At 70.1% G+C, this 23759-nt stretch carries 24 protein-coding genes; 13 read left to right on the top strand and 11 right to left on the bottom strand.

Going from position 1 to position 23759, the window contains the following annotated elements; translation table 11 throughout:
* Positions 1–142: 142 nt before the first annotated feature.
* Positions 143–1753, bottom strand: coding sequence for an MFS transporter (locus tag ACIA8E_RS07840; RefSeq protein WP_399295637.1), 1611 nt, complete (start codon positions 1751–1753; stop codon positions 143–145).
* A gap of 118 nt (positions 1754–1871) precedes the next feature.
* On the opposite strand from ACIA8E_RS07840, the gene ACIA8E_RS07835 reads away from it, so the two are divergent.
* The 3 genes from ACIA8E_RS07835 to ACIA8E_RS07825 all read left to right on the top strand — a co-directional run bounded on the left by ACIA8E_RS07835 (position 1872) and on the right by ACIA8E_RS07825 (position 5048).
* A complete protein-coding gene (locus ACIA8E_RS07835) occupies positions 1872–2567 on the top strand; it encodes a TetR/AcrR family transcriptional regulator (RefSeq protein ID WP_399295635.1) in 696 nt (231 codons plus the stop codon).
* 224 nt (positions 2568–2791) lie between these two features.
* On the top strand, positions 2792–4012 hold the full coding sequence (locus ACIA8E_RS07830; RefSeq protein WP_399295633.1) for an alpha/beta hydrolase: 1221 nt from the start codon (positions 2792–2794) through the stop codon (positions 4010–4012).
* A 76-nt stretch (positions 4013–4088) separates the two neighbouring features.
* The gene (locus ACIA8E_RS07825; protein WP_399295631.1) at positions 4089–5048 is read left to right on the top strand and encodes a DUF4429 domain-containing protein; all 960 of its coding nucleotides are present in this window, start codon (positions 4089–4091) and stop codon (positions 5046–5048) included.
* Positions 5049–5128: 80 nt separating this feature from the next.
* Here the strand turns inward: ACIA8E_RS07825 and ACIA8E_RS07820 are convergent, their stop codons facing one another.
* Positions 5129–6145, bottom strand: coding sequence for an aldo/keto reductase (locus ACIA8E_RS07820; RefSeq protein ID WP_399295629.1), 1017 nt, complete (start codon positions 6143–6145; stop codon positions 5129–5131).
* 5 nt (positions 6146–6150) lie between these two features.
* Positions 6151–6606, bottom strand: a complete 456-nt coding sequence (locus ACIA8E_RS07815; RefSeq protein ID WP_376509094.1) for a MerR family transcriptional regulator — start codon at positions 6604–6606, stop codon at positions 6151–6153.
* 112 nt (positions 6607–6718) lie between these two features.
* Here ACIA8E_RS07815 and ACIA8E_RS07810 point away from each other — a divergent pair, with 112 nt between their 5' ends.
* Positions 6719–7543 carry a serine hydrolase domain-containing protein gene (locus ACIA8E_RS07810; RefSeq protein ID WP_399295627.1) on the top strand — a complete coding sequence of 275 codons (825 nt, stop codon included), beginning with the start codon at positions 6719–6721 and terminating at the stop codon, positions 7541–7543.
* A gap of 35 nt (positions 7544–7578) precedes the next feature.
* Here ACIA8E_RS07810 and ACIA8E_RS07805 read toward each other — a convergent pair whose 3' ends face one another.
* A complete protein-coding gene (locus tag ACIA8E_RS07805; RefSeq protein WP_399295625.1) occupies positions 7579–8235 on the bottom strand; it encodes a pirin family protein in 657 nt (218 codons plus the stop codon).
* A 171-nt stretch (positions 8236–8406) separates the two neighbouring features.
* Here ACIA8E_RS07805 and ACIA8E_RS07800 point away from each other — a divergent pair, with 171 nt between their 5' ends.
* From ACIA8E_RS07800 to fabF, 5 genes are all read left to right on the top strand, one after another.
* Positions 8407–9606, top strand: a complete 1200-nt coding sequence (locus ACIA8E_RS07800; RefSeq protein WP_267005324.1) for a CdaR family transcriptional regulator — start codon at positions 8407–8409, stop codon at positions 9604–9606.
* Between the two features lie 89 nt (positions 9607–9695).
* A complete protein-coding gene (locus tag ACIA8E_RS07795) occupies positions 9696–10610 on the top strand; it encodes an ACP S-malonyltransferase (RefSeq protein WP_399295623.1) in 915 nt (304 codons plus the stop codon).
* Between the two features lie 13 nt (positions 10611–10623).
* Positions 10624–11625: a ketoacyl-ACP synthase III gene (locus tag ACIA8E_RS07790; RefSeq protein WP_399295621.1), complete on the top strand. Its 1002-nt coding sequence runs from the start codon at positions 10624–10626 to the stop codon at positions 11623–11625.
* Between the two features lie 63 nt (positions 11626–11688).
* A complete protein-coding gene (locus tag ACIA8E_RS07785; protein ID WP_030925892.1) occupies positions 11689–11937 on the top strand; it encodes an acyl carrier protein in 249 nt (82 codons plus the stop codon).
* 77 nt (positions 11938–12014) lie between these two features.
* Positions 12015–13277, top strand: a complete 1263-nt coding sequence (gene fabF, locus ACIA8E_RS07780; RefSeq protein ID WP_030925891.1) for a beta-ketoacyl-ACP synthase II — start codon at positions 12015–12017, stop codon at positions 13275–13277.
* A gap of 156 nt (positions 13278–13433) precedes the next feature.
* Here the strand turns inward: fabF and ACIA8E_RS07775 are convergent, their stop codons facing one another.
* On the bottom strand, positions 13434–13928 hold the full coding sequence (locus ACIA8E_RS07775) for a DUF3145 domain-containing protein (protein ID WP_030970308.1): 495 nt from the start codon (positions 13926–13928) through the stop codon (positions 13434–13436).
* Between the two features lie 351 nt (positions 13929–14279).
* Here ACIA8E_RS07775 and ACIA8E_RS07770 point away from each other — a divergent pair, with 351 nt between their 5' ends.
* Complete coding sequence (locus tag ACIA8E_RS07770; RefSeq protein WP_399295618.1) at positions 14280–15197, top strand: SGNH/GDSL hydrolase family protein; 918 nt, start codon at positions 14280–14282, stop codon at positions 15195–15197.
* Positions 15198–15226: 29 nt separating this feature from the next.
* Positions 15227–16225, top strand: coding sequence for an aldose epimerase family protein (locus ACIA8E_RS07765; protein WP_399295616.1), 999 nt, complete (start codon positions 15227–15229; stop codon positions 16223–16225).
* A gap of 154 nt (positions 16226–16379) precedes the next feature.
* On the opposite strand, the gene ACIA8E_RS07760 is transcribed toward ACIA8E_RS07765, so the two are convergent.
* The 5 genes from ACIA8E_RS07760 to ACIA8E_RS07740 all read right to left on the bottom strand — a co-directional run bounded on the left by ACIA8E_RS07760 (position 16380) and on the right by ACIA8E_RS07740 (position 21250).
* Positions 16380–16988, bottom strand: a complete 609-nt coding sequence (locus ACIA8E_RS07760) for a LysE family translocator (RefSeq protein ID WP_399295614.1) — start codon at positions 16986–16988, stop codon at positions 16380–16382.
* Positions 16989–17009: 21 nt separating this feature from the next.
* Positions 17010–17798, bottom strand: a complete 789-nt coding sequence (locus ACIA8E_RS07755; RefSeq protein ID WP_399295612.1) for an EI24 domain-containing protein — start codon at positions 17796–17798, stop codon at positions 17010–17012.
* A gap of 162 nt (positions 17799–17960) precedes the next feature.
* Positions 17961–19478, bottom strand: a complete 1518-nt coding sequence (locus ACIA8E_RS07750) for an alpha-N-arabinofuranosidase (RefSeq protein WP_399295610.1) — start codon at positions 19476–19478, stop codon at positions 17961–17963.
* 235 nt (positions 19479–19713) lie between these two features.
* Complete coding sequence (locus ACIA8E_RS07745; protein ID WP_399295608.1) at positions 19714–20142, bottom strand: organic hydroperoxide resistance protein; 429 nt, start codon at positions 20140–20142, stop codon at positions 19714–19716.
* An 88-nt stretch (positions 20143–20230) separates the two neighbouring features.
* A complete protein-coding gene (locus ACIA8E_RS07740; protein ID WP_399295606.1) occupies positions 20231–21250 on the bottom strand; it encodes an NADP-dependent oxidoreductase in 1020 nt (339 codons plus the stop codon).
* A 160-nt stretch (positions 21251–21410) separates the two neighbouring features.
* On the opposite strand from ACIA8E_RS07740, the gene ACIA8E_RS07735 reads away from it, so the two are divergent.
* Entirely contained in the window at positions 21411–21848 is a 438-nt protein-coding gene (locus ACIA8E_RS07735) for a MarR family winged helix-turn-helix transcriptional regulator (protein ID WP_399295604.1), read from the top strand.
* Between the two features lie 195 nt (positions 21849–22043).
* Here ACIA8E_RS07735 and ACIA8E_RS07730 read toward each other — a convergent pair whose 3' ends face one another.
* On the bottom strand, positions 22044–22691 hold the full coding sequence (locus ACIA8E_RS07730; RefSeq protein ID WP_399295602.1) for a hypothetical protein: 648 nt from the start codon (positions 22689–22691) through the stop codon (positions 22044–22046).
* A 378-nt stretch (positions 22692–23069) separates the two neighbouring features.
* Here ACIA8E_RS07730 and ACIA8E_RS07725 point away from each other — a divergent pair, with 378 nt between their 5' ends.
* Positions 23070–23645: a hypothetical protein gene (locus ACIA8E_RS07725; protein ID WP_399295600.1), complete on the top strand. Its 576-nt coding sequence runs from the start codon at positions 23070–23072 to the stop codon at positions 23643–23645.
* The last annotated feature ends 114 nt before the right edge of the window (positions 23646–23759 follow it).

Genomic DNA, 23759 nt, shown 5'->3' with positions numbered 1-23759 from the left:
CAGCGCCACCGGAAGGGGCTCCGGGCCACACCACCCGGATAGGCGACAGCCCCGCCGGAGAGGTCCGGCGGGGCTGTCGTATGCGCTGTGTTGACGCACGGGCGTCATCGGCGCGAGAGGCCGGCGAGGACCGGCGTCGGGGTCAGATGTGGCCTGCGCCCGCGCCTGCCTCGGCGTTCTCACCGCGCTTGGTGAGCGTGGCGACCAGCGCCGCGACCACTGCGACGATGCCGGCGACCATGAACGCGGTGCTCATGCCGGACACGAACGTGTCATGCGCGACGCTCGTGATCTTCTCCACGACCGGCGCGGGCAGGTCGGATCCCACCGGCGGAATGCCGACCTCGACGGCCGAGGACGCCTGGTCCAGCTGCTGGGGCGAGAGCGGCGGAAGCTTCGCGTCCGCCCAGTTGCCGGCCAGGTGGGAGTCGACCTGGGAGGCCATGACCGCGCCCAGCACCGCCGTACCGAGGCTGCCGCCGACCTGCATGGAGGCCTGCTGCAGACCGCCCGCGACACCGGAGAGCTCCATCGGGGCGTTGCCCACGATGACCTCGGTGGCGCCGACCATCACCGGGGCCAGGCCGAGCCCGAGCAGACCGAACCAGACGGACATCGTCGCCGTGCCGGTGCCGGTGTCCAGCTGCGACATCCCGAACATGGCGACCGCGGTGCACACCATGCCGCCGACGAGCGGGACGCGCGGCCCGAGCTTGGTGATCAGCACGCCCGCGAGCGGGGAACCGACGATCATCATGCCGGTCAGCGGCAGCAGGTGCAGACCCGCGTCGACGGCCTTCATGCCGTGCACGTTCTGCAGGTAGAAGGTGACGAAGAACAGTCCGCCCATGAAGGCGAATGCCATCAGCACCATCAGGACCACGCCCGCGGACAGCGGCACCGAGCGGAACATCGCCAGCGGGATCAGCGGTTCCCTGACGTTCTTCTGCGAGAAGGCGAACACCGCGAACAGGCCCACGGCGGCCACCAGGAAGGCGACCGTCTTGAAGTCGCCCCAGCCCCACTCGGCACCCTTGATGAGCGCCCAGATCAGGCAGAACATCGCCTGCGACAGCAGCACGATGCCGCCGATGTCGAAGGAGCGCGGGGCGTTCTGGGCCCGGTGGTCCTTGAGGATCACCACGCCGAGCAGGAGTGCGATCACACCGACCGGCACGTTGACGAAGAAGACGGACTGCCAGCTGACGTGCTCGACGAGCACACCGCCGAGGATCGGGCCGCCCGCGGTCGAGGCGCCGATGACCATGCCCCAGATACCGATCGCCATGTTCAGCTTCTCGGCCGGGAAGGTGGCGCGCAGCAGGCCGAGCGCGGCCGGCATCAGCAAGGCGCCGAAGAGACCCTGCAGTACCCGGAACGTGATCACCAGGGCCACGCTGCTGGAGAGGCCGATGGCTCCGGAGGCCGCGGCGAAGCCCACGACCCCGATCAGGAAGGTCTGGCGGTGGCCGAACCGGTCACCGAGCTTGCCCGCGGTGATCAGGGAGACCGCGAGTGCGAGCATGTAGCCATTGGTGATCCACTGGACCTGGGCGAGCGAGGCGCCCAGGTCCTGCTGGATGGCGGGGTTGGCGATCGCGACGATCGTGCCGTCGAGCGCGACCATCATCACGCCGATGGCCACGGAGAAGAGCGTCAGCCAGGGGTGGCCGCGCAACCCCTTGGCCGGGGCGGGAGCGAGGGTGTCCTGCGGCTCCCGCGACGCCTTTTCTACGGTGGTCTGACTAGTCATGCCCGGGAGATTAGTGTCAGTGACTGACAGTTGACAAACCATTTCACAAGCCGGTAACTGTCTCGTAGCTCACAGGTTCGCCAAGTCGGACAAAATATCAGAAAGAGGGCCAGTTCTAGTGACCGACGGGCAGCGAGCCGTGGAGCACCTGACCGGGCTGCGCGAGCGCAAGAAGCGACGCACCCGGGACGCCTTGCTGCACGCCGCTCTCGAGCTCTTCACCACCCAGGGGTACGAGGAGACCACCGTCGACGAGATCGTCGACGCCGTCGACGTCTCCCAGCGCACCTTCTTCCGCCACTTCGCCAGCAAGGAGGAGACCACCTTCGCCATCCAGGAGATGGTGGAGTCGCGCTTCCTCTCGGAGCTGCGCCAACGACCCGCCGCGGAAAGCCCGTTCGAAGCCATGCGCAGCGCGGTGCTGTGCGCCTGGAACAGCATCGGCGAAGCGATCGAGGAACTCGTCACGGTCGAACTCCACATGCGTACATACCGGATGATCGAGTCGACCCCCTCCCTGCTCGCGGCCCATCTGCGGCGCAGCATCGATCTGGAGAACCAGATCGCCGAGGTGATCGCCGCGCGCGAGGGTCTCGACATCGAGACCGACCCGCGGCCGCGGGTCGCCGTCGCCGCATTCTCCGGGGTGATGCGGGTCACCGGGCAGCTGTGGGGGCAGGGGCGGGACACCAGCGTCGACTCGCTGCGGACGCTGACCGAGATCTACCTGGACCACCTCGGAGCCGCGCTCGTGGGGAACTGGCACACACCGGTCGAACGGACTGCCGAGACACCCCGCACCTCCGCCGGGTAGATCCGCACCTCGATGTGCCGAACACCTCAAAGAGGAACATGACGGACTTCACAACAGCCGTGCCACGACCGCCACATGCGGCGTCCGCGAGGCATGGGAGTTCGCCGGAGCGTGCGCGGTGCGCGCACGCAGCGTAAGGAAGCACCCCTTCAATTCCCCATGGGCAGGTGATGTGTGTCACCCGCTTCACAGCTGCCGTCGCGCGTCTCCTAATGTGGGCGGCAGTGACTTCCTTCGACTCCTCCCCCACGCTGACCGCATGGCGCGCACTTCTCGCCGTCGCGGTCGTGTTCGTGATGCTGGCGACCACAGGCTGGACCGCCGTACGTCACCAACGCTCCGACGAGCCACGCGACATCGCACTCAGCTCCTGGGCGCGGGGCCGGATAGCGGGTCACCCCCTGCCGGACGCCGATGCATCCCCGTACCGGCTGGCCCAGTTCTTCGCCTCGCTCACCGCCGCGCAGCGCACCGCTCTCGCCGACAAGTACCCCTTGGTCGTCGGCAATCTGAACGGCGCCCCGGTCACCCTGCGCTACCACGCCAACCGGCGGGCCCTGGTGCAGGCGCGGGCGGTCGAGCAGCAGCGGATGCACGACGTCCGGCTCTCCCCCGACGGCCGCAGCGATGCGCTCCGCCGGATGGATCGCTTCCGGTCGATGCTCGCCCACGGCCGGCACTTCCTGGCCTTCGACCCGTCCGGGAAGGGCCACGCCGCCGAGGTGTTCGGCGATCTCGACAAGGCCGAGCGGGTCTCGCTGGTCGTGCCCGGTGTCGACACCAGCCTGCTGACGCTGGAGCGGACCGGGCTCAAGGTCAACGCCGCGCCCGTCGGCATGGCGAAGTCGCTGTACGCGGCGGAGCGCGCCGCGAGCCCCGGCACCCGGACCGCGGTCATCGCCTGGGCCGACTACACCGCGCCCGTCGGCATCGGGATGGACGCGGCCCTGGGGAACCTCGCCGAGCGCGGGGCCGTCCGGCTCACCGCGCTGGTCGACGCCCTGCCCGGCACGTCGAAGATCTCGCTGTTCTGCCACAGCTACGGCTCCGTGCTGTGCGGTGTCGCCGCGAACGAACTGCCGTCCAGGGTCGCCGACATCGCGGTCGCGGGCAGCCCCGGCATGCGGGTGAAGAACGCCGCGCAGCTGCACACCACGGCCGATGTCTGGGCGATGCGGGACCGCGACGACTGGATCCAGGACGTACCGAACATGGAGGTCGGCGGGCTCGGCCACGGCGCCGATCCGGTGGACCGCGGCTTCGGTGCGCGCATCGTCTCGGCGGGCGACGCGATCGGGCACAGCGGCTATTTCGAGCCGGGCACCGAGAGTCTCAGCAACTTCGCCGCCATCGGCGTCGGTGCCTACGATTCGGTGACCTGTGCGAGCGCCGACAGCGTCTGCCGCGACGGAATTTCCGGTGCCGAGGTCGTCCGACGCGCGTAGATCACCGCAACCGTCGGTGAATTGCGGTCCGCTCGGAGGGGGGACGTGCGGACGAGTGCCGCATACGATGAGGCACATGGGTGATGTGCTGGCCGGAATTCATGCCACCTGGGAGTTCGACACCGACTCCGTGCTCATCCGCTTCGAACGGGGAATCCGCACGCCGAAGCTCTTCCAGAGCCTGCGTGAACGCCGCATTCCGCACGCGGCGTTGTCGTCGGTGACACTGACCCCGGGCAAGCGAGGCACGGTGGTTCTGCATGCGGTGCCGAGACCCGGTGCCGATCCACTTCTGGAAGCCGCGGCCGGGCAGCTGAAGGACGGCAGCGATCCTTACCGACTCGTGCTGCCCGCGGAACGCGAGACGCTCGCCGAGTACTACGCGGACGAGCTGCGCGCGCTGCTCGGCCCGGACGCGGCGGAGCCCGCCGAAAGATTCCTGGTCGCGGCCCCCGAGGCGCCGATGCACTTCAAGGCGTACGACGGCAGGGCCAGCTTCGACGGGGACCGGATCTCCTTCCGGTGGTTCTGGACGGGTGCCTCCACGGCGAAGTGGAAGGCAGGCGACCAGACGTTCCCGGTCAGCGAGCTGAGCGGGGTCGAGTGGCGCTCGCCGGAGGCCTTCGACGGCTATCTGCGACTGGTTCCACGCGGCGCTCGGAGCACGGACGCCGGGGCGGGCACGGGCACGCCTCCCGTGACGGGCAAGGGTGCGGCGGCGCTCCGTACGGACACCGCGCCGCCCGGTCCGCATGCGCCGGCTCCACGGCCCACCCAGGCCGATCAGGACCCGGCCGCGGTGATCTTCGGGCTCGGCTACGGCCCGGTGCACGAGTCGCTGCCGTTCGCCGCCGCCGTGCTGGAGTGCGTGCGCAGGAGACAGTCCACGCCCGTCGCCGTGCCGGCGAGTGCTGTGCGGCGCGATCCGGCGGACATCGCCGAGCGGATCCGGCACCTCGGGGAGCTGCACCAGGCGGGACTGGTGACGGACGACGAGTTCAGCGCCAAGAAGGCCCAGCTGCTCGCGGAGCTGTAGCCGGCCGGACGGGAGAGAACCAGCCCGTCCGGCCCTTGCGGAGAGCACGGGTCCGGGGCGCCCCGGAACTCCGGAAACGGCTACTCGCGCGCCGCCGACGTCGAGCTCATGTCCGGGTAGCGGTCGCCCGCCACCTGGCCGGCGATCGGCTCCAGCACGGCCAGCTCCTCCGGCGTGAGGGTGAGCCGGGTCGCCCCGACGTTCTCCACCAGCCGGCTGCGCTTGCGGGTGCCGGGGATCGGGACCACGGTCAGACCGTGCACCTCGGCACGCTGCTGCACCCAGGCGAGCGCCACTTGCGCGGCCGTCGCCCCGTGCGCCGCCGCGATCTTGTGGACGGGTTCCAGAAGGGCGGCGTTCGTCTTCGCGTTGTCGCCGGTGAAGCGGGGCTGGTACTGGCGGAAGTCGGTCTTGGACAGGTCCTTGGCGGCGTCGGCGAACGCCCCGGTCAGGAAGCCGCGGCCGAGCGGCGAGTAGGGCACGACGGTCACCCCGAGTTCGACCGCCGCAGGCACGGCGCTGCGCTCGACGTCCCGGCTGAAGAGCGACCACTCCGACTGCAGGGCGGCGATCGGGTGCACGGCGTACGCCTCGCGCAGCTCCGCACCGGTCACCTCGCTCAGCCCGAGCTGCTTGACCTTGCCCTGCTGCACGAGCTCGGCCATTGCGCCGACGGACTCGGCCAGCGGCACGGAGGGGTCGCGGCGGTGCATGTAGTACAGGTCGATGACGTCGGTGTTCAGTCGGCGCAGGCTGTCCTCGACGGCCTGGCGGATGTACGCCGGTTCGTTGCGCACCGCCCGGTATTGCGGGTCGTCGTCCTTGCGCTCGATGGCGAACTTCGTGGCGAGCGTGATCTCGTCCCGGTGCGCCCCGACGAACGGGGCGAGGAACGTCTCGTTGGCACCGCTGCCGTAGATGTCCGCGGTGTCGAAGAGTGTGACGCCCGCCTCCAGTGCGGCCTCCAGGGTGTCCCGGGCAGCGGCTTCGTCGGTGTCCCCGTAGAACTCGCTCATGCCCATGCAGCCGAGCCCCTGCACGCCCACCTGCGGGCCGCCGTTGCCGAGCTCCACAGTTGCGATCTTGTTGTCGGTCATCAGAATCAAGGCCTTTCCGACGCCCGCCGGGCGCCCGCATAAAAGTCGATCTTGTAATCGAGGACGGCGAGGGTGTCCTGGAGCTCCGCGATCCGCGTCCTCACATCGCGGCGGGTCGCCTCCAGCAGCTCCTGCCGCTCCTCGAAGGTGTGCTCGCCCTCGCGCAGCAGCTCCGCGTACCTGACCATGTGGGCGACCGGCATCCCGGTCAGCCGCAGCTTGCCCACGAAGGCCAGCCAGTCCAGGTCGCGATTGGTGAACCGGCGCTGGCCGGTGTGCGACCGGTCGACGTGCGGCATCAGGCCGATCCGCTCGTACCAGCGCAGGGTGTGCGCGGTGAGCCCGGTGAAGGCTGCGACCTCGCTGATGGTGTAGCGGTCCTGGCCCTCGGGGCGTGGATGCGCCCGTGGAGCCGATGCACAGGCGTCGGTCGTCGCGGTAGTGCTCTCCATCACCGTCATGACCTCCACGCTAGAACCTTGGAGTGCACTCGAAGCAAGCGCCATCGGCGACAGGTTTTCCGGCCACCGGCCGGATGACGAGCGTTCGGCGGCAGGTCTTAGTCTCGTAGTCATGCAGAGCCTGGCGATGATCGAGAACTGGCCCGTCCCCACCGCGGCGGCCGCCGTCGTACGAGCGGACGGCACTGTCGTCGGCAGTCACGGGCCGACCGCACACCGATTCCCGCTGGCCTCCGTCACCAAGCCGATCGCCGCCTATGCCGCGCTCGTGGCGTTCGAGGAAGGCGCGGTGGAGCTCGACGAACCGGCCGGACCCGAGGGTTCCACCGTCCGGCATCTGCTCGCGCACACCAGCGGGCTCGCCTTCGACGAACACCGGGTGACGGCCGCTCCCGGCACCCGGCGGCTCTACTCCAACGCGGGCTTCGAAGTACTCGGCGACCACATCGCCAAGGCCACCGACATCCCGTTCCCCGAGTATGTGCGCCAGGCGGTCCTCGAGCCGCTGGGCATGGCATCGACGACGATGGACGGCTCGCCCGCCCGGGACGGCGTCTCGACCGTCGACGACCTGGTGCGGTTCGCGGCGGAGGTGCAGGCCCCACGGCTGCTCGATCCGCGTACGGTGCTGGCCGCGCAGACCGTCGTACACCCCGGCCTGAAGGGCGTCCTGCCGGGTTACGGCCGCCAGAACCCCAACGACTGGGGGCTCGGCTTCGAGATCCGGGACCACAAGTCGCCGCACTGGACGGGCAGTTCCTCGTCACCCGCGACCTTCGGGCACTTCGGGCAGTCGGGAACGTTCCTGTGGATCGACCCGGCCGCGGGTGCGGCGTGCATCGCCCTGACCGACCGGGCCTTCGGCCCGTGGACGGCCGACGTCTGGCCGCCGTTCACGGACGCGGTGCTGGCGGAGCTCGTGCGTTCAGCGGGGTAGTGCTCTCAGCCGGCTCCGGCCGAGGCAGGCCTCGCTCAGGCCGACAGCTCCCACACCAGTACCTGCGCCGGCACCTCGGCCACCAGCTCCAGCCCCTCCGCCCCGCTGATCCGCGCCGCGTCCCCCGGACCGAGCGTCTCGCCGTCGAGCCGCACCTCGCCGTCGATCACGTGCACATACGCCCGCGCCGCGTCCGGCACCGCCGTGCGCTCCCCGGCGGCCAGCCTGCGCACATGCAGCATCGCTCCGGCTTCCGGGAGGGCGTACGGGGTGGAGTCGGCGATGCCGGGGACGGTCGTGTACGAGGGTTCGCCGCCCGGTTCGAGCGGCGCCAGCCACATCTGAAGGAACGTCAGCGGTAGGTGCCCGTCGTTGCGCTCGACGTGGCGTACCCCGGCCGCCGAGCTGAGGTGCTGGACGTCCCCGGCCCGTACGACCGTGGCGTGACCGGCCGAGTCGCGGTGGGTGAGCTCGCCCTCGACGACCCAGGTGACGATCTCCGTGTGGCTGTGCGGGTGTTCGTCGAAGCCCGCACCGGGCGCCAGCCGTTCCTCGTTGCAGGCCAGGATCGCGCCGAAGCGCAGGTTGTCCGGGTCGTAGAAGGAGCCGAAGGAGAAGGCATGCCGGGACAGGATGCCCGCGGTCTCGTCGCCGCCCGTATACCGGTCGTCCGCGCGCTGTACGGAAATCACGGGTCCACGGTAGCCCGGCCGGGCGTCCCTGTGTCCCGGTCCGGGACGGCCGGATCCTGGTCGGGGACCAGCCGTGTCCCGGTCGGAAACCGGCCACCCACTACTCGACAGTACGACCCGCGGCCGCCCCGGCCCTCCGCGCCCGTGGTCCGATAAGGCAGTCTTGTGTCCGTGCCCCGATCCGATCCTGAGCAGCCCGCTGCGAATGACGCCCACCTGCATGCCGCGACCCTGAAGCGACTGGAGCAGTCCTCCGGCCGGCTGGCCGCGAATGCGATCGCCCGCATGGACGAGTCGCTGCCGTGGTACCGGGCGATGCCACCGGAGAACCGGTCCTGGATCGGCCTGGTGGCCCAGGCCGGAATCGCCGCCTTCACCGAGTGGTTCCGCCACCCGGAGACCCCGCAGGCCATCTCCACCGATGTGTTCGGTACGGCCCCGCGCGAGCTGACCCGGGCGATCACGCTGCGCCAGACCGTCGAGATGGTGCGGACGACGATCGAGGTGATGGAGGCCGCCATCGAGGAGGTCGCCGCGCCCGGCGACGAGTCGGTGCTGCGCGAGGCGCTGCTCGTCTACGCGCGGGAGATCGCCTTCGCGACCGCGCAGGTGTACGCGCAGGCCGCCGAGGCGCGCGGCGCCTGGGATGCCCGGCTCGAATCACTCGTGGTGAACGCGGTGCTGTCCGGCGAGGCCGACGAGGGCGCCGTGTCCCGCGCCGCCGCACTCGGCTGGAACTCCCCCGAACATGTCTGCGTGGTCCTCGGTACGGCCCCCGACGGCGACAGCGAACTGACCGTCGAGGCGATCCGGCGGGCCGCCCGGCACGCCAAGCTCCAGGTGCTGACCGGGGTGCTCGGCAACCGGCTGGTCGTGATCGCGGGTGGCAGCGACAACCCGCTGCATGTCGCGAAGGCCCTGATCGGCCCGTACGCGGCCGGTCCCGTCGTGGCCGGACCGGTGGTGTCGGACCTGCTGGCGGCCACCCGGTCCGCGCAGGCCGCCGCCGCCGGGCTCAAGGCGTGCAGCGCCTGGCAGGACGCCCCGCGGCCGGTCCTGGCCGACGATCTGCTGCCGGAGCGCGCCATGGCGGGCGACCCTGCCGCGCGTGACCAACTGGTGGAGGAGATCTACAGACCGCTCGAAGAGGCGGGCTCCGCGCTGTTGGAAACGCTGAGCGTGTATCTGGAACAGGCGAGCAGCCTGGAGGGCGCCGCCCGGATGTTGTTCGTCCACCCCAACACCGTGCGCTACCGGCTCCGACGTGTGACGGACGTCACCGGATGGTCGCCTTCTGATGTCCGCTCCGCGTTCACTCTGCGCATCGCCCTGATTCTGGGGCGTCTGGCCGACAGAGATCCCCAGTCCTAGACTTTTGTCGGACATCAACAATTCCCCCTACGGTTCTTCGTCCCTGTCCCCACGGGTGTTCCGGACCGTTCACAAGAGAGAGTGTGAGGGTGCTCGTACTCGTCGCTCCCGGCCAAGGCGCTCAGACGCCCGGCTTCCTGACTCCCTGGCTCGACCTCCCCGGTGCCTCCGACCGCATCGCGGCCTGGTCCGACGCCATCGGGCTCGACCTTGCCCACTACGGCACGAAGGCCGATGCGGACGAGATCCGCGACACCGCGGTGGCGCAGCCGCTGCTGGTCGCCGCGGGTCTGCTGTCCGCCTCCGCACTGGCCGTTTCGCCTGCTGTCGTCGCAGGTCACAGCGTCGGTGAGATCACCGCAGCAGCTCTCGCGGGCGTTCTCGACGACGAGGCCGCGCTCCGTCTCGTACGCACCCGTGGGCTCGCCATGGCCGACGCCGCAGCGGTCACCGAGACCGGTATGGCGGCGCTGCTCGGCGGCGACCCCGACGTGACGGTCCCGCACCTGGAGATGCTCGGGCTGACCCCGGCGAACGTCAACGGGGGCGGCCAGATCGTCGCCGCCGGCACCGCCGCGCAGATTGCCGCGCTGACCAAGGACATGCCCGAGGGCGTGCGCCGCGTGGTGCCCCTCAAGGTCGCCGGTGCCTTCCACACGCACCACATGGCCCCCGCGGTCGACCGGCTCCGCGAGGCCGCCGCGTCACTGACGGTCGCCGATCCGACCGTGACATATGTCTCGAACGCCGATGGAAAGACGGTCGCCACGGGCGACGAGGTCATCTCGCGGCTGGTAGGCCAGGTCGCCAACCCGGTCCGCTGGGACCTGTGCATGGAGACCTTCAAGGCGCTGGGCGTCACCGCGCTCATCGAGGCCTGCCCGGGCGGGACCCTCACCGGTCTCGCCAAGCGCGCACTGCCCGGGGTACAGACCCTCGCGCTGAAGACCCCCGACGACCTCGACGCGGCCCGCGCGCTCATTTCCGAGCACGCAGACGCCTAAGGAGCCCGAGAGCATGTCGAAGATCAAGCCCAGCCAGGGCGCCGCGTACGCACGGATCATGGGTGTCGGCGGCTACCGCCCGACCCGTGTCGTGCCCAACGAGGTGATTCTCGAGAAGATCGACTCGTCCGACGAGTGGATCCGCTCCCGGTCCGGCATCGCCACCCGCCACTGGGCCTCCGAGGAGGAGACCGTGGCCGCGATGTCCGTCGAGGCGGCCGGGAAGGCGATCGCCGACGCCGGGATCACGCCCGAGCAGATCGGCGCGGTCGTCGTCTCCACCGTCTCGCACTTCAAGCAGACCCCGGCCGTCGCGACCGAGATCGCCCACAAGGTCGGCGCGGGCAGGCCCGCCGCCTTCGACATCTCCGCCGGCTGCGCGGGCTTCGGCTACGGCCTGACCCTCGCCAAGGGCATGATCGTCGAGGGCTCGGCCGAGTACGTGCTGGTCATCGGCGTGGAGCGGCTCAGCGACCTGACCGACCTGGAGGACCGGGCAACGGCCTTCCTGTTCGGCGACGGCGCAGGCGCGGTCATCGTCGGCCCCTCCAATGTGCCCGCCATAGGCCCGACGGTCTGGGGCTCCGAGGGCGACAAGTCCGAGACGATCAAGCAGACCGTGGCGTGGGACGAGTTCCACGCCGAGCGTCCCGAGAAGTTCCCGGCCATCACGCAGGAGGGTCAGGCGGTCTTCCGCTGGGCCGTCTTCGAGATGGCGAAGGTCGCCCAGCAGGCGCTGGACGCGGCCGGGATCGCCCCGGAAGACCTGGACGTCTTCATCCCGCACCAGGCCAACATGCGGATCATCGATTCGATGGTGAAGACCCTGAAGCTGCCGGAACACGTCACGGTCGCCCGCGACGTGGAGACCACCGGCAACACCTCCGCCGCCTCGATTCCGCTCGCTATGGAGCGGCTTCTGGCGACCGGTCAGGCGAAGAGCGGCGACACCGCGCTCGTCATCGGCTTCGGGGCGGGTCTCGTCTACGCCGCGACGGTCGTTACTCTCCCCTAGGCACACCGGACCTTCCGGTCCGGACGTCCGAACCCTGCTGAAATACATCGAAGGAGCGCCAACATGGCCGCCACCCAGGAAGAGATCGTCAACGGTCTCGCCGAGATCGTCAACGAGATCGCCGGTATCCCGGTCGAGGACGTCCAGCTGGACAAGTCCTTCACCGACGACCTGGACGTCGACTCGCTGTCCATGGTCGAGGTCGTCGTCGCCGCCGAAGAGCGCTTCGACGTGAAGATCCCCGACGAGGACGTCAAGAACCTCAAGACGGTCGGCGACGCTGCCGACTACATCCTGAAGCACCAGGCCTGATCCAGCCGGCTCGTGTGTCGCCACCCGGCGGTGGCGCCGCTGATTCACGACCCTCTACACGTGGAGAAGATTTTCCAGTGAACTCGACCAATCGCACCGTGGTCGTCACCGGTATCGGCGCAACCACTCCGCTGGGTGGCGACTCCGCGTCGACCTGGGAAGGTCTGATGGCCGGTCGTTCCGGCGTCAAACCTCTCGAGGGCGAACGTTTCGCCGAACTGCCCGTCCGGATCGCTGCCCTCGCGGCCGTCGACCCGGGCGACGTACTGCCCCGCCCGCTCGCCCGCAAGCTGGACCGGTCGGCGCAGTTCGCGCTGATCGCGGCCCGCGAGGCATGGGCGGACGCCGGCTTCACCGGCAAGGCCGGTGAGGACGACGCGATCCAGCCCGAGCGGCTCGGCTCTGTCATCGCCTCCGGCATCGGTGGCGTGATCACCCTGCTCGACCAGTACGACGTGCTGAAGGAGAAGGGCGTACGCCGCGTCTCCCCGCACACCGTGCCCATGCTCATGCCCAACGGCCCGGCCGCCAACGTCGGCCTGGAGGTCAACGCGCAGGCCGGTGTCCACACCCCGGTCTCCGCCTGTGCGTCGGGTGCCGAGGCCATCGGGTACGCCGTCGAGATGATCCGCACCGGCCGTGCCGATGTGGTCCTCGCCGGTGGCACCGAGGCGGCCATCCACCCGCTGCCGATCGCGGCGTTCGCCAACATGATGGCGATGTCCAAGAACAACGACGAGCCCCAGAAGGCGTCGCGTCCGTACGACACGGGCCGTGACGGCTTCGTGCTCGGCGAGGGTGCCGGTGTCGTCGTCCTGGAGTCCGCGGAGCACGCGGCCGCGCGTGGCGCCAAGGTCTACTGCGAGGTGCTGGGCCAGGGCCTGTCCGCGGACGCCCACCACATCGCCCAGCCCGAGCCGACCGGTCGCGGGATCGCAGCCGCCATGCAGAATCTGCTGGACCAGACAGATCTCAAGCCGTCGGAGGTCGTGCACCTCAACGCGCACGCCACGTCGACGCCGCAGGGCGATGTCGCGGAGCTGAAGGCTCTGCGCAAGGTTCTGGGCGACGACCTCGACCATGTCGCGATCTCCGCGACGAAGTCGATGACCGGTCACCTGCTCGGTGGCGCGGGCGGCATCGAGACCGTCGCGACGGTTCTGGCGCTGCACCACCGGATGGCTCCGCCGACGATCAACGTGGAGAACCTCGACGAGGCGGTGGAGGCGGACATCGTGCGCGATGAGCCGCGACCGCTGCCGGAGGGGTCGATCGCCGCGATCAACAACTCGTTCGGGTTCGGGGGACACAACGTGGTGCTGGCGTTCCGCAGCGTCTGATCCCCACCACCCAAGCTGTACGACGAAGCCCGCCTCCCCGTTCGACCGGGGAGGCGAGCTTCGTCCGCTCGGTTCTCGGCCTCGCCGGCGTTCGCGGCGCGGGGTCCCGGTCCGGGAAGGGGCGGCCGGGGGAACAGGCCCGCCGCAGGCGCCCCCTCACACCACCTGGTGGAGCCAGCGGACCGGGGCGCCCTCTCCTGCGTGGCGGAAGGACTCCAACTCGTCGTCCCACGGCTTGCCGAGGAGTTTGGCGATCTCCGCCTCCAGATCCGTCTCCCCGCGCACCGACCGCGCCAGCGCAGCCCGCAGCCGGTCCTCCGGCACCAGGATGTCGCCGTGCATGCCGGTGACCGCGTGGAAGATGCCCAATTCGGGCGTGGAGCTGTAGCGCTCGCCCTCTGCCGTGGCGCACGGCTCCGCCGTCACTTCGAAGCGCAGCAGATCCCAGCCGCGCAGCGCGGAGGCAAGCTTCGACGCGGTTCCCGCGGCGCCCTTCCAGGAGAACTCGGACCGCCAGGTGCCGGGCGCGGCCGGCTGTCTGATCCAGTCGAGCTGGACCCGCGCACCGAGGACACCCGCCACCGCCCATTCGACATGTGGGCAGAGCGCGCGCGGTGCGGAGTGAACGTACAGAACTCCACGTGTCGTCACCGGGACCTCCAGTGTGGGACGAGGTTCGCCTTCCCCAGCGGCCTCGCGCCCGTACCGCCTCTTCCTGGCCGGCTCCCGAGGTTGTCATCAGTAAACAGCATCGGGAGTGAATCTCCTGAAAAGGGACAGTATGTGACGTGATGTGATTTTCCGATACCACCCAATCGGAGCCGGGTGGCGGAACGTGGCACTGGTTCGACGGGGAAAAGCTACCGTGCGGCGGCGCCCGAGGTATGACGTACCGTCGGTCCTGGGCCCATGATTCGCTCAGCATTCACCCGGCAGGGCGCCCGGGCCTGCTGCCTGGGGCTATAAGGGGTTGCCGGGGGCATAAACGGGAGGGCACGAGGGATGCAGAATCGTTTCGCAAGTCACCGCTCGCGCACCGCTGCCACCGTGCTGACGGTGCTTCCGGTCATCGCCGCGGCCGCGCTGACCGGCTGTGACGCCGGGCAGGACGCGACGACGAAGGGGGCGGCCGCCGCGAAGCACCGCCCCTCCGCTGCGCATGCCCCCGTCTGGGACCGCAGTCCCGAGTCGGTCGCCGCCGTCGGGGACTCCATCACACGGGGGTTCGACGCCTGTTCGGTGCTGACCGACTGCCCGGAGGTGTCCTGGGCGACCGGCACGGACAGTGGGGTCCGGAGCCTCGCGGTGCGGCTGCTCGGCACATCGCGCGCGGCCGCGCACAGCTGGAACCACGCCGAGACAGGCGCCCGGATCGCCCAGCTGCCGGAGCAGATGGCCCTCGCTGCGGAGCAGAAGCCGGATCTGGTGACGGTGATGATCGGCGCCAATGACGCCTGCCGGGACTCGGCGGAGATGATGACGCCGGTGGCGGACTTCCTGGCGTCGTTCAAGGCGTCGATGCGTCAGCTGCGCAGCAGGGCGCCGAAGACGCAGGTCTACGTGTCGAGCGTGCCGGATCTCAAGCGCCTCTGGTCGACGGGGCGCGGCAACGCACTGGGCAAGCAGATCTGGAAGCTGGGGATCTGCAGGTCGATGCTGGGCGAGGCGGACGACATGAGTGCCGCGGCCGTGGCACGCCGCGCCTCGGTGCAGAAGCGGGTCGTGGCCTACAACAAGGTGCTGCAGGACGTGTGCGCAAGGGATCTGCGCTGCCGGTACGACGGCGGTGCGGTCTTCGGATACCGGTTCACCGGCAAGCAGCTCAGCCAGTGGGACTGGTTCCATCCGGGGCGCAACGGACAGGCCCGGCTGGCGGAGATCGCGTACCGCAATGTCACGGCGCGGAAGCCCCCGGCGTAGCACAGCCACGTGGTCTAAGGTCCGTGATCATGGACACGGGTTTGAGCACGGCGATACGCACGGAAGTCTTCGGCACCCTCGCGGACGGTACCGCCGTCCACCGCTGGACGCTGGAACGGGCCGGCACGCGCGTACGCGTCCTGACGTACGGCGGCGTCGTGCAGTCGGTCGAGGTGCCCGGGCGGGACGGCGTACGGTCCCCGGTGGCGCTCGGGCTGCCGGATCTCGCGGCGTACGAGAGGCCCTCCGGTCCGTATTTCGGGGCGCTGGTCGGGCGGTACGCGAACCGGATCGCGCGCGGCTCCTTCGTACTCGACGGGCAGACCCACCGGGTGACCCGGAACGAGGGTCGCAACCATGTGCACGGCGGGGCCCGTGGCTTCGACAGGCGTGTGTGGGAGGCGCGGGAGCTCACCGACGGTGTGGAGCTCTCCCTGGTCGCGGAGGACGGCGAGGAGGGCTTCCCGGGACGGCTGGCGGTCTCGGCCGCGTACACCCTGGACGAGGACGGGGCACTGCGCATCGCGTACCGGGCGACGACGGACGCGCCGACCGTGCTGAACCTGACCAATCACACGTACTGGAACCTGGCCGGCGCCGACAGCGGCAGCGCGGTCGGCCACACGCTGCGGATCGCGGCAGGGCGGATCACGCCGACGGACGCCGAGTCGCTGCCGACGGGTGAGTTCCTGCCGGTGGACGGGACCCGGTTCGACTTCCGGGAGACGAAGACCGTCGGTGGCGGGTACGACCACAACTTCGTTCTGGACGCCGCCGCCGACGGTCCGGTGGCCGAGCTGTGCGACCCCGTGTCGGGGCGTGTCCTGACCGTCACGACGACCGAGCCGGGGCTGCAGCTGTACACCGCCGACCACTTCGACGGGCAGCCGTACGGGCCCTGTCACGGGATCGCACTGGAGACGCAGCACTTCCCGGACTCGCCGAACCGGCCGGAGTTCCCGAGCACGGTGCTGCGACCGGGCGAGGAGTACGTGTCGACGACGGTGTACGGGTTCTCGGTGCGCTGACGCGGCGGACGACGGGCAGGGGAAGAGCCCCGGAGCGGGGTCGGGTACCGCTCCGGGGCTCTTGGACTTTCTGCGACTGTTGCGGCCGGAGCCCTCGGACGCCGCGGACGGACCCGACGTGCACAGCGGCTGACCGGTGTGCGGAGGGCGTCGCTCAGCGGGCGAGGCCCAGCGTGACGCCCAGCCCGATGAGCACCGAACCGATGCCGCGGTTGAGGACCTTCTGCCACCGCAGCATCGCGGTGCGCAGCTGCTCGTGCGAGAAGAACAGCGCGACCAGTGCGAACCAGCCGAGGTGGGCGGCGGACATGAAGAGCCCGTAGCCGGCCTGCTGCCACAGGCCGGTGTCCTCTCCGACGACCTGAGTGAAGGTCGACACGACGAAGAGTGTGGTCTTGGGGTTCAGCGCGTTGGTCAGGAAGCCGGTGCGCAGAGCCCCGAGCCGGGTCAGGGCCGGCTTCGACTCCAGGTCGACGACGAGATCGTTGCGGGCGAAGAACGTCCGTACGCCGATGTAGACGAGATACGCCGCGCCGGCCAGCTTGATCGCGGTGAACAGGGCGGTCGAGGACGCGATCAGCAGCCCGACGCCGAGCATCGTGTACGTGACATGGACGAGGACGCCCGCGGCGACCCCGGTGGCCGCGAGGAGTCCGGTCGTACGGCCGTAGAGGTAGCTGTTGCGCACGACCATCGCGAAGTCGGCGCCCGGGCTGATGACGGCGAGGACGGTGATGACGGCGACGGCGACGATCTCGGTCATGGCTCGGGGTCTCCTCGGTCCTCAGCCCTTGTTGAGGGTGTACGGGGAAGGGGCCACGTCCTCGCCGTCGGCGGGCGGCGCCGTCAGGTCCCGCGCGAGCAGGGTGGCTCCGGCGACGGCGCCCGGCATCAGGAACACCGCGACGAACGGGACCAGGAAAGCGAGTCCCAGCGGTACTCCGAAGCCGAGGGTCAGCATGCGGCGGCCGCGGAGCAGGACGAGCCGGTCCGCCAGGACCAGGCCGCGGCGCTGGAGCGCGACCGCGGTGAGCTCCTCGGCGAGGAAGTAGCCGGTGACGCAGAAACCGATCGCCGGGACCACGGTCTGGCCGACGACCGGGACGAACCCGAGGGCGAAGAGCAGTACGGCGTACAGCGAGACGCGCAGGAGAATGCGGAGGCTGTCACGGGCGGAGATCCACAGTTCGCGCCAGAGCGGCAGGCCTGACTCGGGGACGTCGCCGCCCTCCGACCGGTCCACCTGCTCGGAGAGCGACTCGTAGAACGGCTGGCCGACCAGCAGCGTCACGGCGGTGAACGTGATCACGGCGAGGAACAGTCCGAGGGCGAAGACCAGCGCGGTGAGCGTGACCCGGAGCAGGCCGAGCCAGGGCGAGGACCAGCCGTCGGCGAACGGGGTCGCCCAGGCCACGAAGTCGTCGGCGCCGTAGCCGAGGCCGACGAGCGCTGCCGCGTAGACGACGAGCGTGATGAGGCCGGGGATCAGGCCGAAGCCGAACCAGCGTCCGTGCCGGCCGACCCAGCGTTGCCCCTTGATCAAATAGCTGAAACCCACCCCGAGATCGCGCATGGCGTCAGCGTAACGGGGGTGGCAGGGGTCGTGTCGGCCGGGGAGTTGGGGGCGGGCCGGACTTCCCGGGATGTTCCGTTCTCGATCTCCGGGCGGTCGGATCCGTCCGCGGTCAGGTCAGGTCAGGTCAGGTCAGGTCAGGTCAGGTCAGGTCAGGTCAGGTCAGGTCAGGCGGATCATGTTCCAGGACATGGGTTCCAGTGTCGCCCTCAGCACCGCACCATCGAGCGTCGTGTCCTGCGCCGGATGCGGGGTGACGCGGTCCGGATCGGTGAGGGTGTTGCGGGCGTCCGGGTCGCTGTCCGCGAGAACCTGGTGTTCGGCGATCTTCGCCAGGTCGAAGCCGTGCAGGGCGACTTCGAGCGGAAGCTCCTCGTCCTGGCTGCGGTTGACCGCGAAGACCGTGACCGCACCGGTCTCCGGATCACGGACCGCCGTGGCGTGCAGCAGCTCCGTCTCGCCGTACTTCGCCGTCCGGTACGTGGGTGAGTCGACCCGTACGTCGAGGACCCGGCCCCGCCCGTGCTGCGCGGCCTGGGCGAAGGGGAAGAACGTGGTCTGTTTCCAGGCCGGTCCGCCGGGCTCCGTCATGATCGGGGCGATCACATTGACCAGTTGGGCGAGGCAGGCGACGGTCACCCGGTCCGCGTGGCGGAGCAGCGCGATGAGCAGGGTGCCGAGGACGACGGCGTCCGTGACCGTGTAGTTGTCCTCCAGCAGGCGCGGTGCCTCGGGCCAGTCGAGCGGGTTCTCCTCGGCCGCCTTCTGGCTGCGGCTCATGTACCAGACGTTCCATTCGTCGAAGGAGAGATTGATCCTCCTGGACGATTTGAGCCGGGCCCCGATGTGGTCGCAGGTGGCGACGACGCTCTCGATGAAGGACTCCATGTCCACGGCGGAGGCGAGGAACGAGTCGCGGTCGCCGTCGGTTTCCTCGTAGTAGGCGTGGAGGGAGACGTAGTCGACGAGGTCGTACGTCTCGGCCAGCACGGTCGCCTCCCAGGCGGCGAAGGTCGGCATGGACCGGCTCGACGAGCCGCAGGCGACGAGTTCGACGGACAGGTCGATCTGCCGCATCGCCCGCGCCGTCTCGGCGGCGAGCCGCCCGTACTCCTCGGCGGTCTTGTGGCCGGTCTGCCAGGGGCCGTCCATCTCATTGCCCAGGCACCACAGTCCGATGCCGAAGGGGTCCTTGTCGCCGTGCGCGATGCGGCGGTCGGAGAGTTCGGTGCCGGCCGGGTGGTTGGCGTACTCCTGGAGCTCGATGGCTTCCCGGACGCCGCGGGTGCCGAGGTTGACGGCCATCATGGGCTCGGCCTGCGGGCCGATCTTCTTCAGGAACGCGATGTACTCGGAGAGCCCGAAACGGTTCGTCTCGGTGGAGCGCCAGGCCAGGTCGAGGCGGCGCGGCCGCTCGTCGACGGGACCGACGCCGTCCTCCCAGCGGTAGCCGGAGACGAAGTTGCCGCCGGGGTAGCGGATGGCGGTGACGCCGAGCTCCCGGATCAGTTCGAGGACGTCCGTACGCAGACCTGCCTCGTCGGCGGCCGGATGACCCGGCTCGTGGATGCCGTCGTAGACGCAGCGGCCGAGGTGCTCGACGAAGGAGCCGAAGAGGCGGGGGGAGACGTCGCCGACGGTGAACGCCGGGTCGAGGGTGAAGCGCGCGGTGCGGGTCATGACGTCCTCGCTGTGTTCGGTATTCCGGGCATGGGCCGAAGAGCCGGGCAGGGTCCGCACCGCTTGCTCCCGCGGCTTCGAACGGACCGTAGGATCGAAGCGCTTGCGCGTCAATGGCGCGCACGAGAATTCCGAACAACGTCCGGCATACCGAACATGGTTGAGGGCGGCACGCAGGTGAGGGCCGCACCCCGGCGGGGCGCGACCCTCACTTACGTATAGGCGGTGCGAACGGTCAGACGACCGACAGCTCGACCTTGATGTTGCCGCGCGTGGCGTTCGAGTACGGGCACACCTGGTGCGCCTTCTCGATGAGCGACTGCGCAGTGGCGGTGTCGACGTTCGGGATGGTCGCGGAGATCGCGACCTCCAGGCCGAAGCCGCCCTCGGCGGTCTTGCCGATGGAGACCGCAGCGGTCACGGTGGAGCCGGAGATGTCGGCCTTCTCCTGCCGGGCCACCACACCGAGAGCGCCCTGGAAGCAGGCGCTGTAGCCGGCCGCGAAGAGCTGCTCCGGGTTGGTGCCCGCACCGTTGCCGCCCAGCGCCTTCGGCGGGTTGACGACGACATCGAGCTTGCCGTCGTCGGAGGAGACGCGGCCGTCACGGCCGTTCTCCGCGGTGGCGACGGCGGTGTACGCGACGGTTATGTCCTGTATGGCCATGCTGAGGTTTCCTCTGCTGTAGCGCCGCAACTCGCGCCCACGATCGCGACGGCCTGCGGATGAGACTAACCGTGACGGCGAACGGATGTCAGCCGACGGAAACGATCATCTTTCCGGTGTTCTCGCCGCGCATCAGGCCGAGGAACGCATCGAAGCCGTTCTCGATGCCCTCGACGACGGTCTCGCGGTACTTCAGCTCACCGGAGGCCAGCCAGCCGGCGACCTCCTGGACGAACTGCGGCTGGAGCGCGGCGTGGTCGCCGACGAGCATGCCCTGCAGACGCAGCCGCTTGCCGATGACGAGCGCGAGGTTGCGCGGGCCGGGGGTGGGCTCGGTCGCGTTGTACTGGGCGATCATTCCGCAGATGGTGGCGCGGCCGTGCACATGGAGCGAGGAGATCGCCGCTTCGAGGTGCTCGCCGCCGACGTTGTCGAAGTAGACGTCGATGCCGTCGGGGGCGGCCTGGCGCAGCTGCTCGGCAACCGGGCCGTTCTTGTAGTTGAAGGCGGCGTCGAAGCCGTACTCCTCGACGAGGAGCTTGACCTTCTCGTCGGATCCGGCCGAGCCGATGACCCGCGAGGCGCCCCTGAGTTTCGCCATCTGGCCGACCTGACTGCCGACGGCACCGGCGGCACCGGAGACGAAGACGGCGTCGCCCTCCTTGAAGGACGCGACCTCGAAGAGGCCCGCGTAGGCGGTGAGCCCGGTCATGCCGAGCACGCCGAGGTAGGCGGAGAGCGGGGCGAGGTCCGGGTCGACCTTGACGGCGTGCTGGGCCGGGACGTCGGCGTACTCGCGCCAGCCCAGACCGTGCAGGACGTGGTCACCGACCGCGATCCCCTCGGCGTCGGAGGCGATGACCTCGCCGACCGCGCCACCTTCCATGGGGTGATCCAGCTTGAAGGGCGGGGAGTACGACTTCACGTCGTTCATCCGGCCCCGCATGTACGGGTCGACCGAGAAGTGCAGGTTGCGGACGAGGACACGGCCCTCGGCGGGAGCGGTGACCGGGGCCTCACGCAGCGCGAAATCCTCGGCCTTCGGCCAGCCGTGGGGGCGGGCGACAAGGTGCCATTCACGGCTCGACGTGGGAAGTGCTGCAGACATGGGCTCGGGTTCTCCTCGATGTCCTACGGGTGGGGGAAGCGTTCCGCCGGGTCCCGCCGGGTCCGGTCCGCCGGGTTGCGTCGCAGAAAAGCTTCATGACGTGAAACAACCATGCTCCTGAATATTTCATATTGTCAAGTAACTGGGTATCCTGGGTGTCATGGCCACCACGCGAACAGACCCACTGACCCTCGAAGTCGTCGAGCTCATCGGCACGGTCGTGGCGCGCTACTACGAGGAGTACGACCGGGCCGCGGCCGCGCACTCGCTCACCGGCGCGCAGGCCCGGGTCCTCGGGCTGCTCTCCCTGGAGCCGACGCCGATGCGCAAGATCGCGCAGAAGCTGAAGTGCGAGCCGTCGAACGTCACGGGGATCGTCGACCGGCTGGAGACGCGTGGCCTGGTGGAGCGTCGGCCCGACCCGGCCGACCGGCGGGTGAAGCTGGCCGCCGCGACGGAGAAGGGTGCCCGGACCGCGCTGGAGCTCCGCGAGTCGCTCGGCTTCGCGCGCGAGCCGCTCGCCGAGCTGTCGCACGCGGAGCGTGCGGTGCTGCGGGACCTGCTGCGACGGATGCTGGGCGTGGACGCGGAGTCCTAGAGCTGCAGGCCCAAGGGCTGTCCGGTGATCCCTGGCGGGCGCACGACCACAGCTGGCGGGCGCACGACCACAGCTACGGCGCGTCGCCGCCTTGTCGAAACGCCCGAATACGCCCAGCGTGAGGATGCCCCTCCGCCTTGCGATGCACCGCATCCGACGCAGCGCCCTGATCCACCGGGGATCACGGGGCAGCCCTCAGGAGCAGAAGATAATGAGCCAGCACGACTCGCTCTTGGTCGGGCTGGGCGTGGGCGTGGGCGGGTTCGGGGGGTGTGACGGGTGGCCGGTCGGGGTGCCCGACGGGTCGCGAGGCGATCCCGAGGGACTCGGTCCGGACGACGGATCCGTGGAGGACGTGGCGCCGCCGGAGGGCGTGGTGGTGGCCGCGGGCGGGGCGGTGCCCGCACCTCCGGGGGCACCGCCGCCGGTGCCGGTGGCGGTGCCCGGAGGGCCGGTGCCGGAGGTGTGCGCGTCGGTGACGGGGACGGTGGAGGGGCTGTCCACCGGTGCGGGGCGGTCGATGTCGTGGCTCGACGAGGGTTTCGGCGCCGGCGCGGTCGTGACGTCGGTGGCCTCGCGTACGTAGTCCGAGGCTCCGTCGTCGCCGTTCGGTTCGATGGCCAGCTCGGCGAGGCTCAGCGCCCCGGCGGCGAGCACGACACCGAGGAAGGCGAGCAGGGCGGTACGGCCACGGCGGCGGTGCGAACGGCGGCCGCGACCTCCCCGGCCGCCACGTTGCCCCCTGGCGCCTCGTTGTTCCCGGCCGCCACGCGCATCCCTCGCGACGAGCTCGTCCCTGGCGACAAGCTCATCAAGCTCGTCCCCGGCGGCACGCTCGTCCATGCCGCCCCGCTCATCGCGGCGCGCCCGACGCGATCCGCCCGACGCGCGCGCATCCGCGGACCCACGCCTGCTCCCGGAGCCGCGCGCACCACGCCCGCCCGCGGCAGGCTCGGCAGCGCCGCGGGACCGGCGGCGGCGTCCGCCCGGCGCTGACGGCAGGGCTTTCACACGCTCCGCGTCCGGTTCGTGGCCGGAGAGGGCGGGCGTGGCGTAGTGGCTCAGCGCCTCGACGGGGGTTCCGCACCCGGCACAGGCGAGGGCGCCGTTGAGATGCCGCTGACACGGGTGGCAGTAATCCATGGCGCCCGCAGATTAAGTGCCGATAGGACAACAGAGAAAGCCGCTCACGTGAGGATCCTGTGTGGAAACGTTTATTCCATGACCGCCGCCCCTTTTGGCCCACTCGAGTTCCAGCTCGTCCTGCTCCGCCGGATGGCAGACCACCAGCCCGGCCTCGTCGAGGACGCCCGGCACGAACTCAGCGCCTCGCTCGCCGAGATGCGAGAGGCCAACCGCCGCTGGCAGGCGATGGTGCGGGCGCCCCGCGGCCGCGGCTCGTTGCGCCGCTACCGCTCGGTGCTGGGCGAACCCGAGTCCTCCGTGCACCGCCGGATCGGCGATCTGGAGTGCGACGCCCTGCTCTGGCCGGTGCCGCTCTGGCCGGAGCTGCGGTTCGAGGTGATGGTCGCACCGGGCGGGGCCGTTTGGAACGAGTGGCTGGTCAGAGCCCCGGGGGCGAGTGGCCCCGAGCTGCGTACGATCGACGATCTGCACCCCTGGTCGTGCACCGTCGACGAGGTCGCCCGGGCCTTCCCGCAGGCCCGCCCGATGGAGGGCAGTGCACCGACCCGGTGGGCGCTCGCCATCACCGACCCCGGGACGGGTGCGCCGTACGTCGCCGAGTTCACCTGGGGGCTGTTTCAGCGACTGCTCCAGGGCACACCGCAGCCCTGACCTGGCAGTCCGTCAGCTCCGCACCCCCTGATGGCCCATCCCAGCGGGCGGCGGGACCGCGCGCGCCGCACGATGCGAAGAGGACCGGCCGCCGCCGGCACCGTCCACCAGCGC

It is taken from the genome of Streptomyces sp. NPDC051664 (genome assembly GCF_044453545.1).
Taxonomy (GTDB): domain Bacteria; phylum Actinomycetota; class Actinomycetes; order Streptomycetales; family Streptomycetaceae; genus Streptomyces.
Note: the sequence above shows the minus strand (reverse complement) of the source record. Positions and strands in the feature narration are given on the sequence as shown.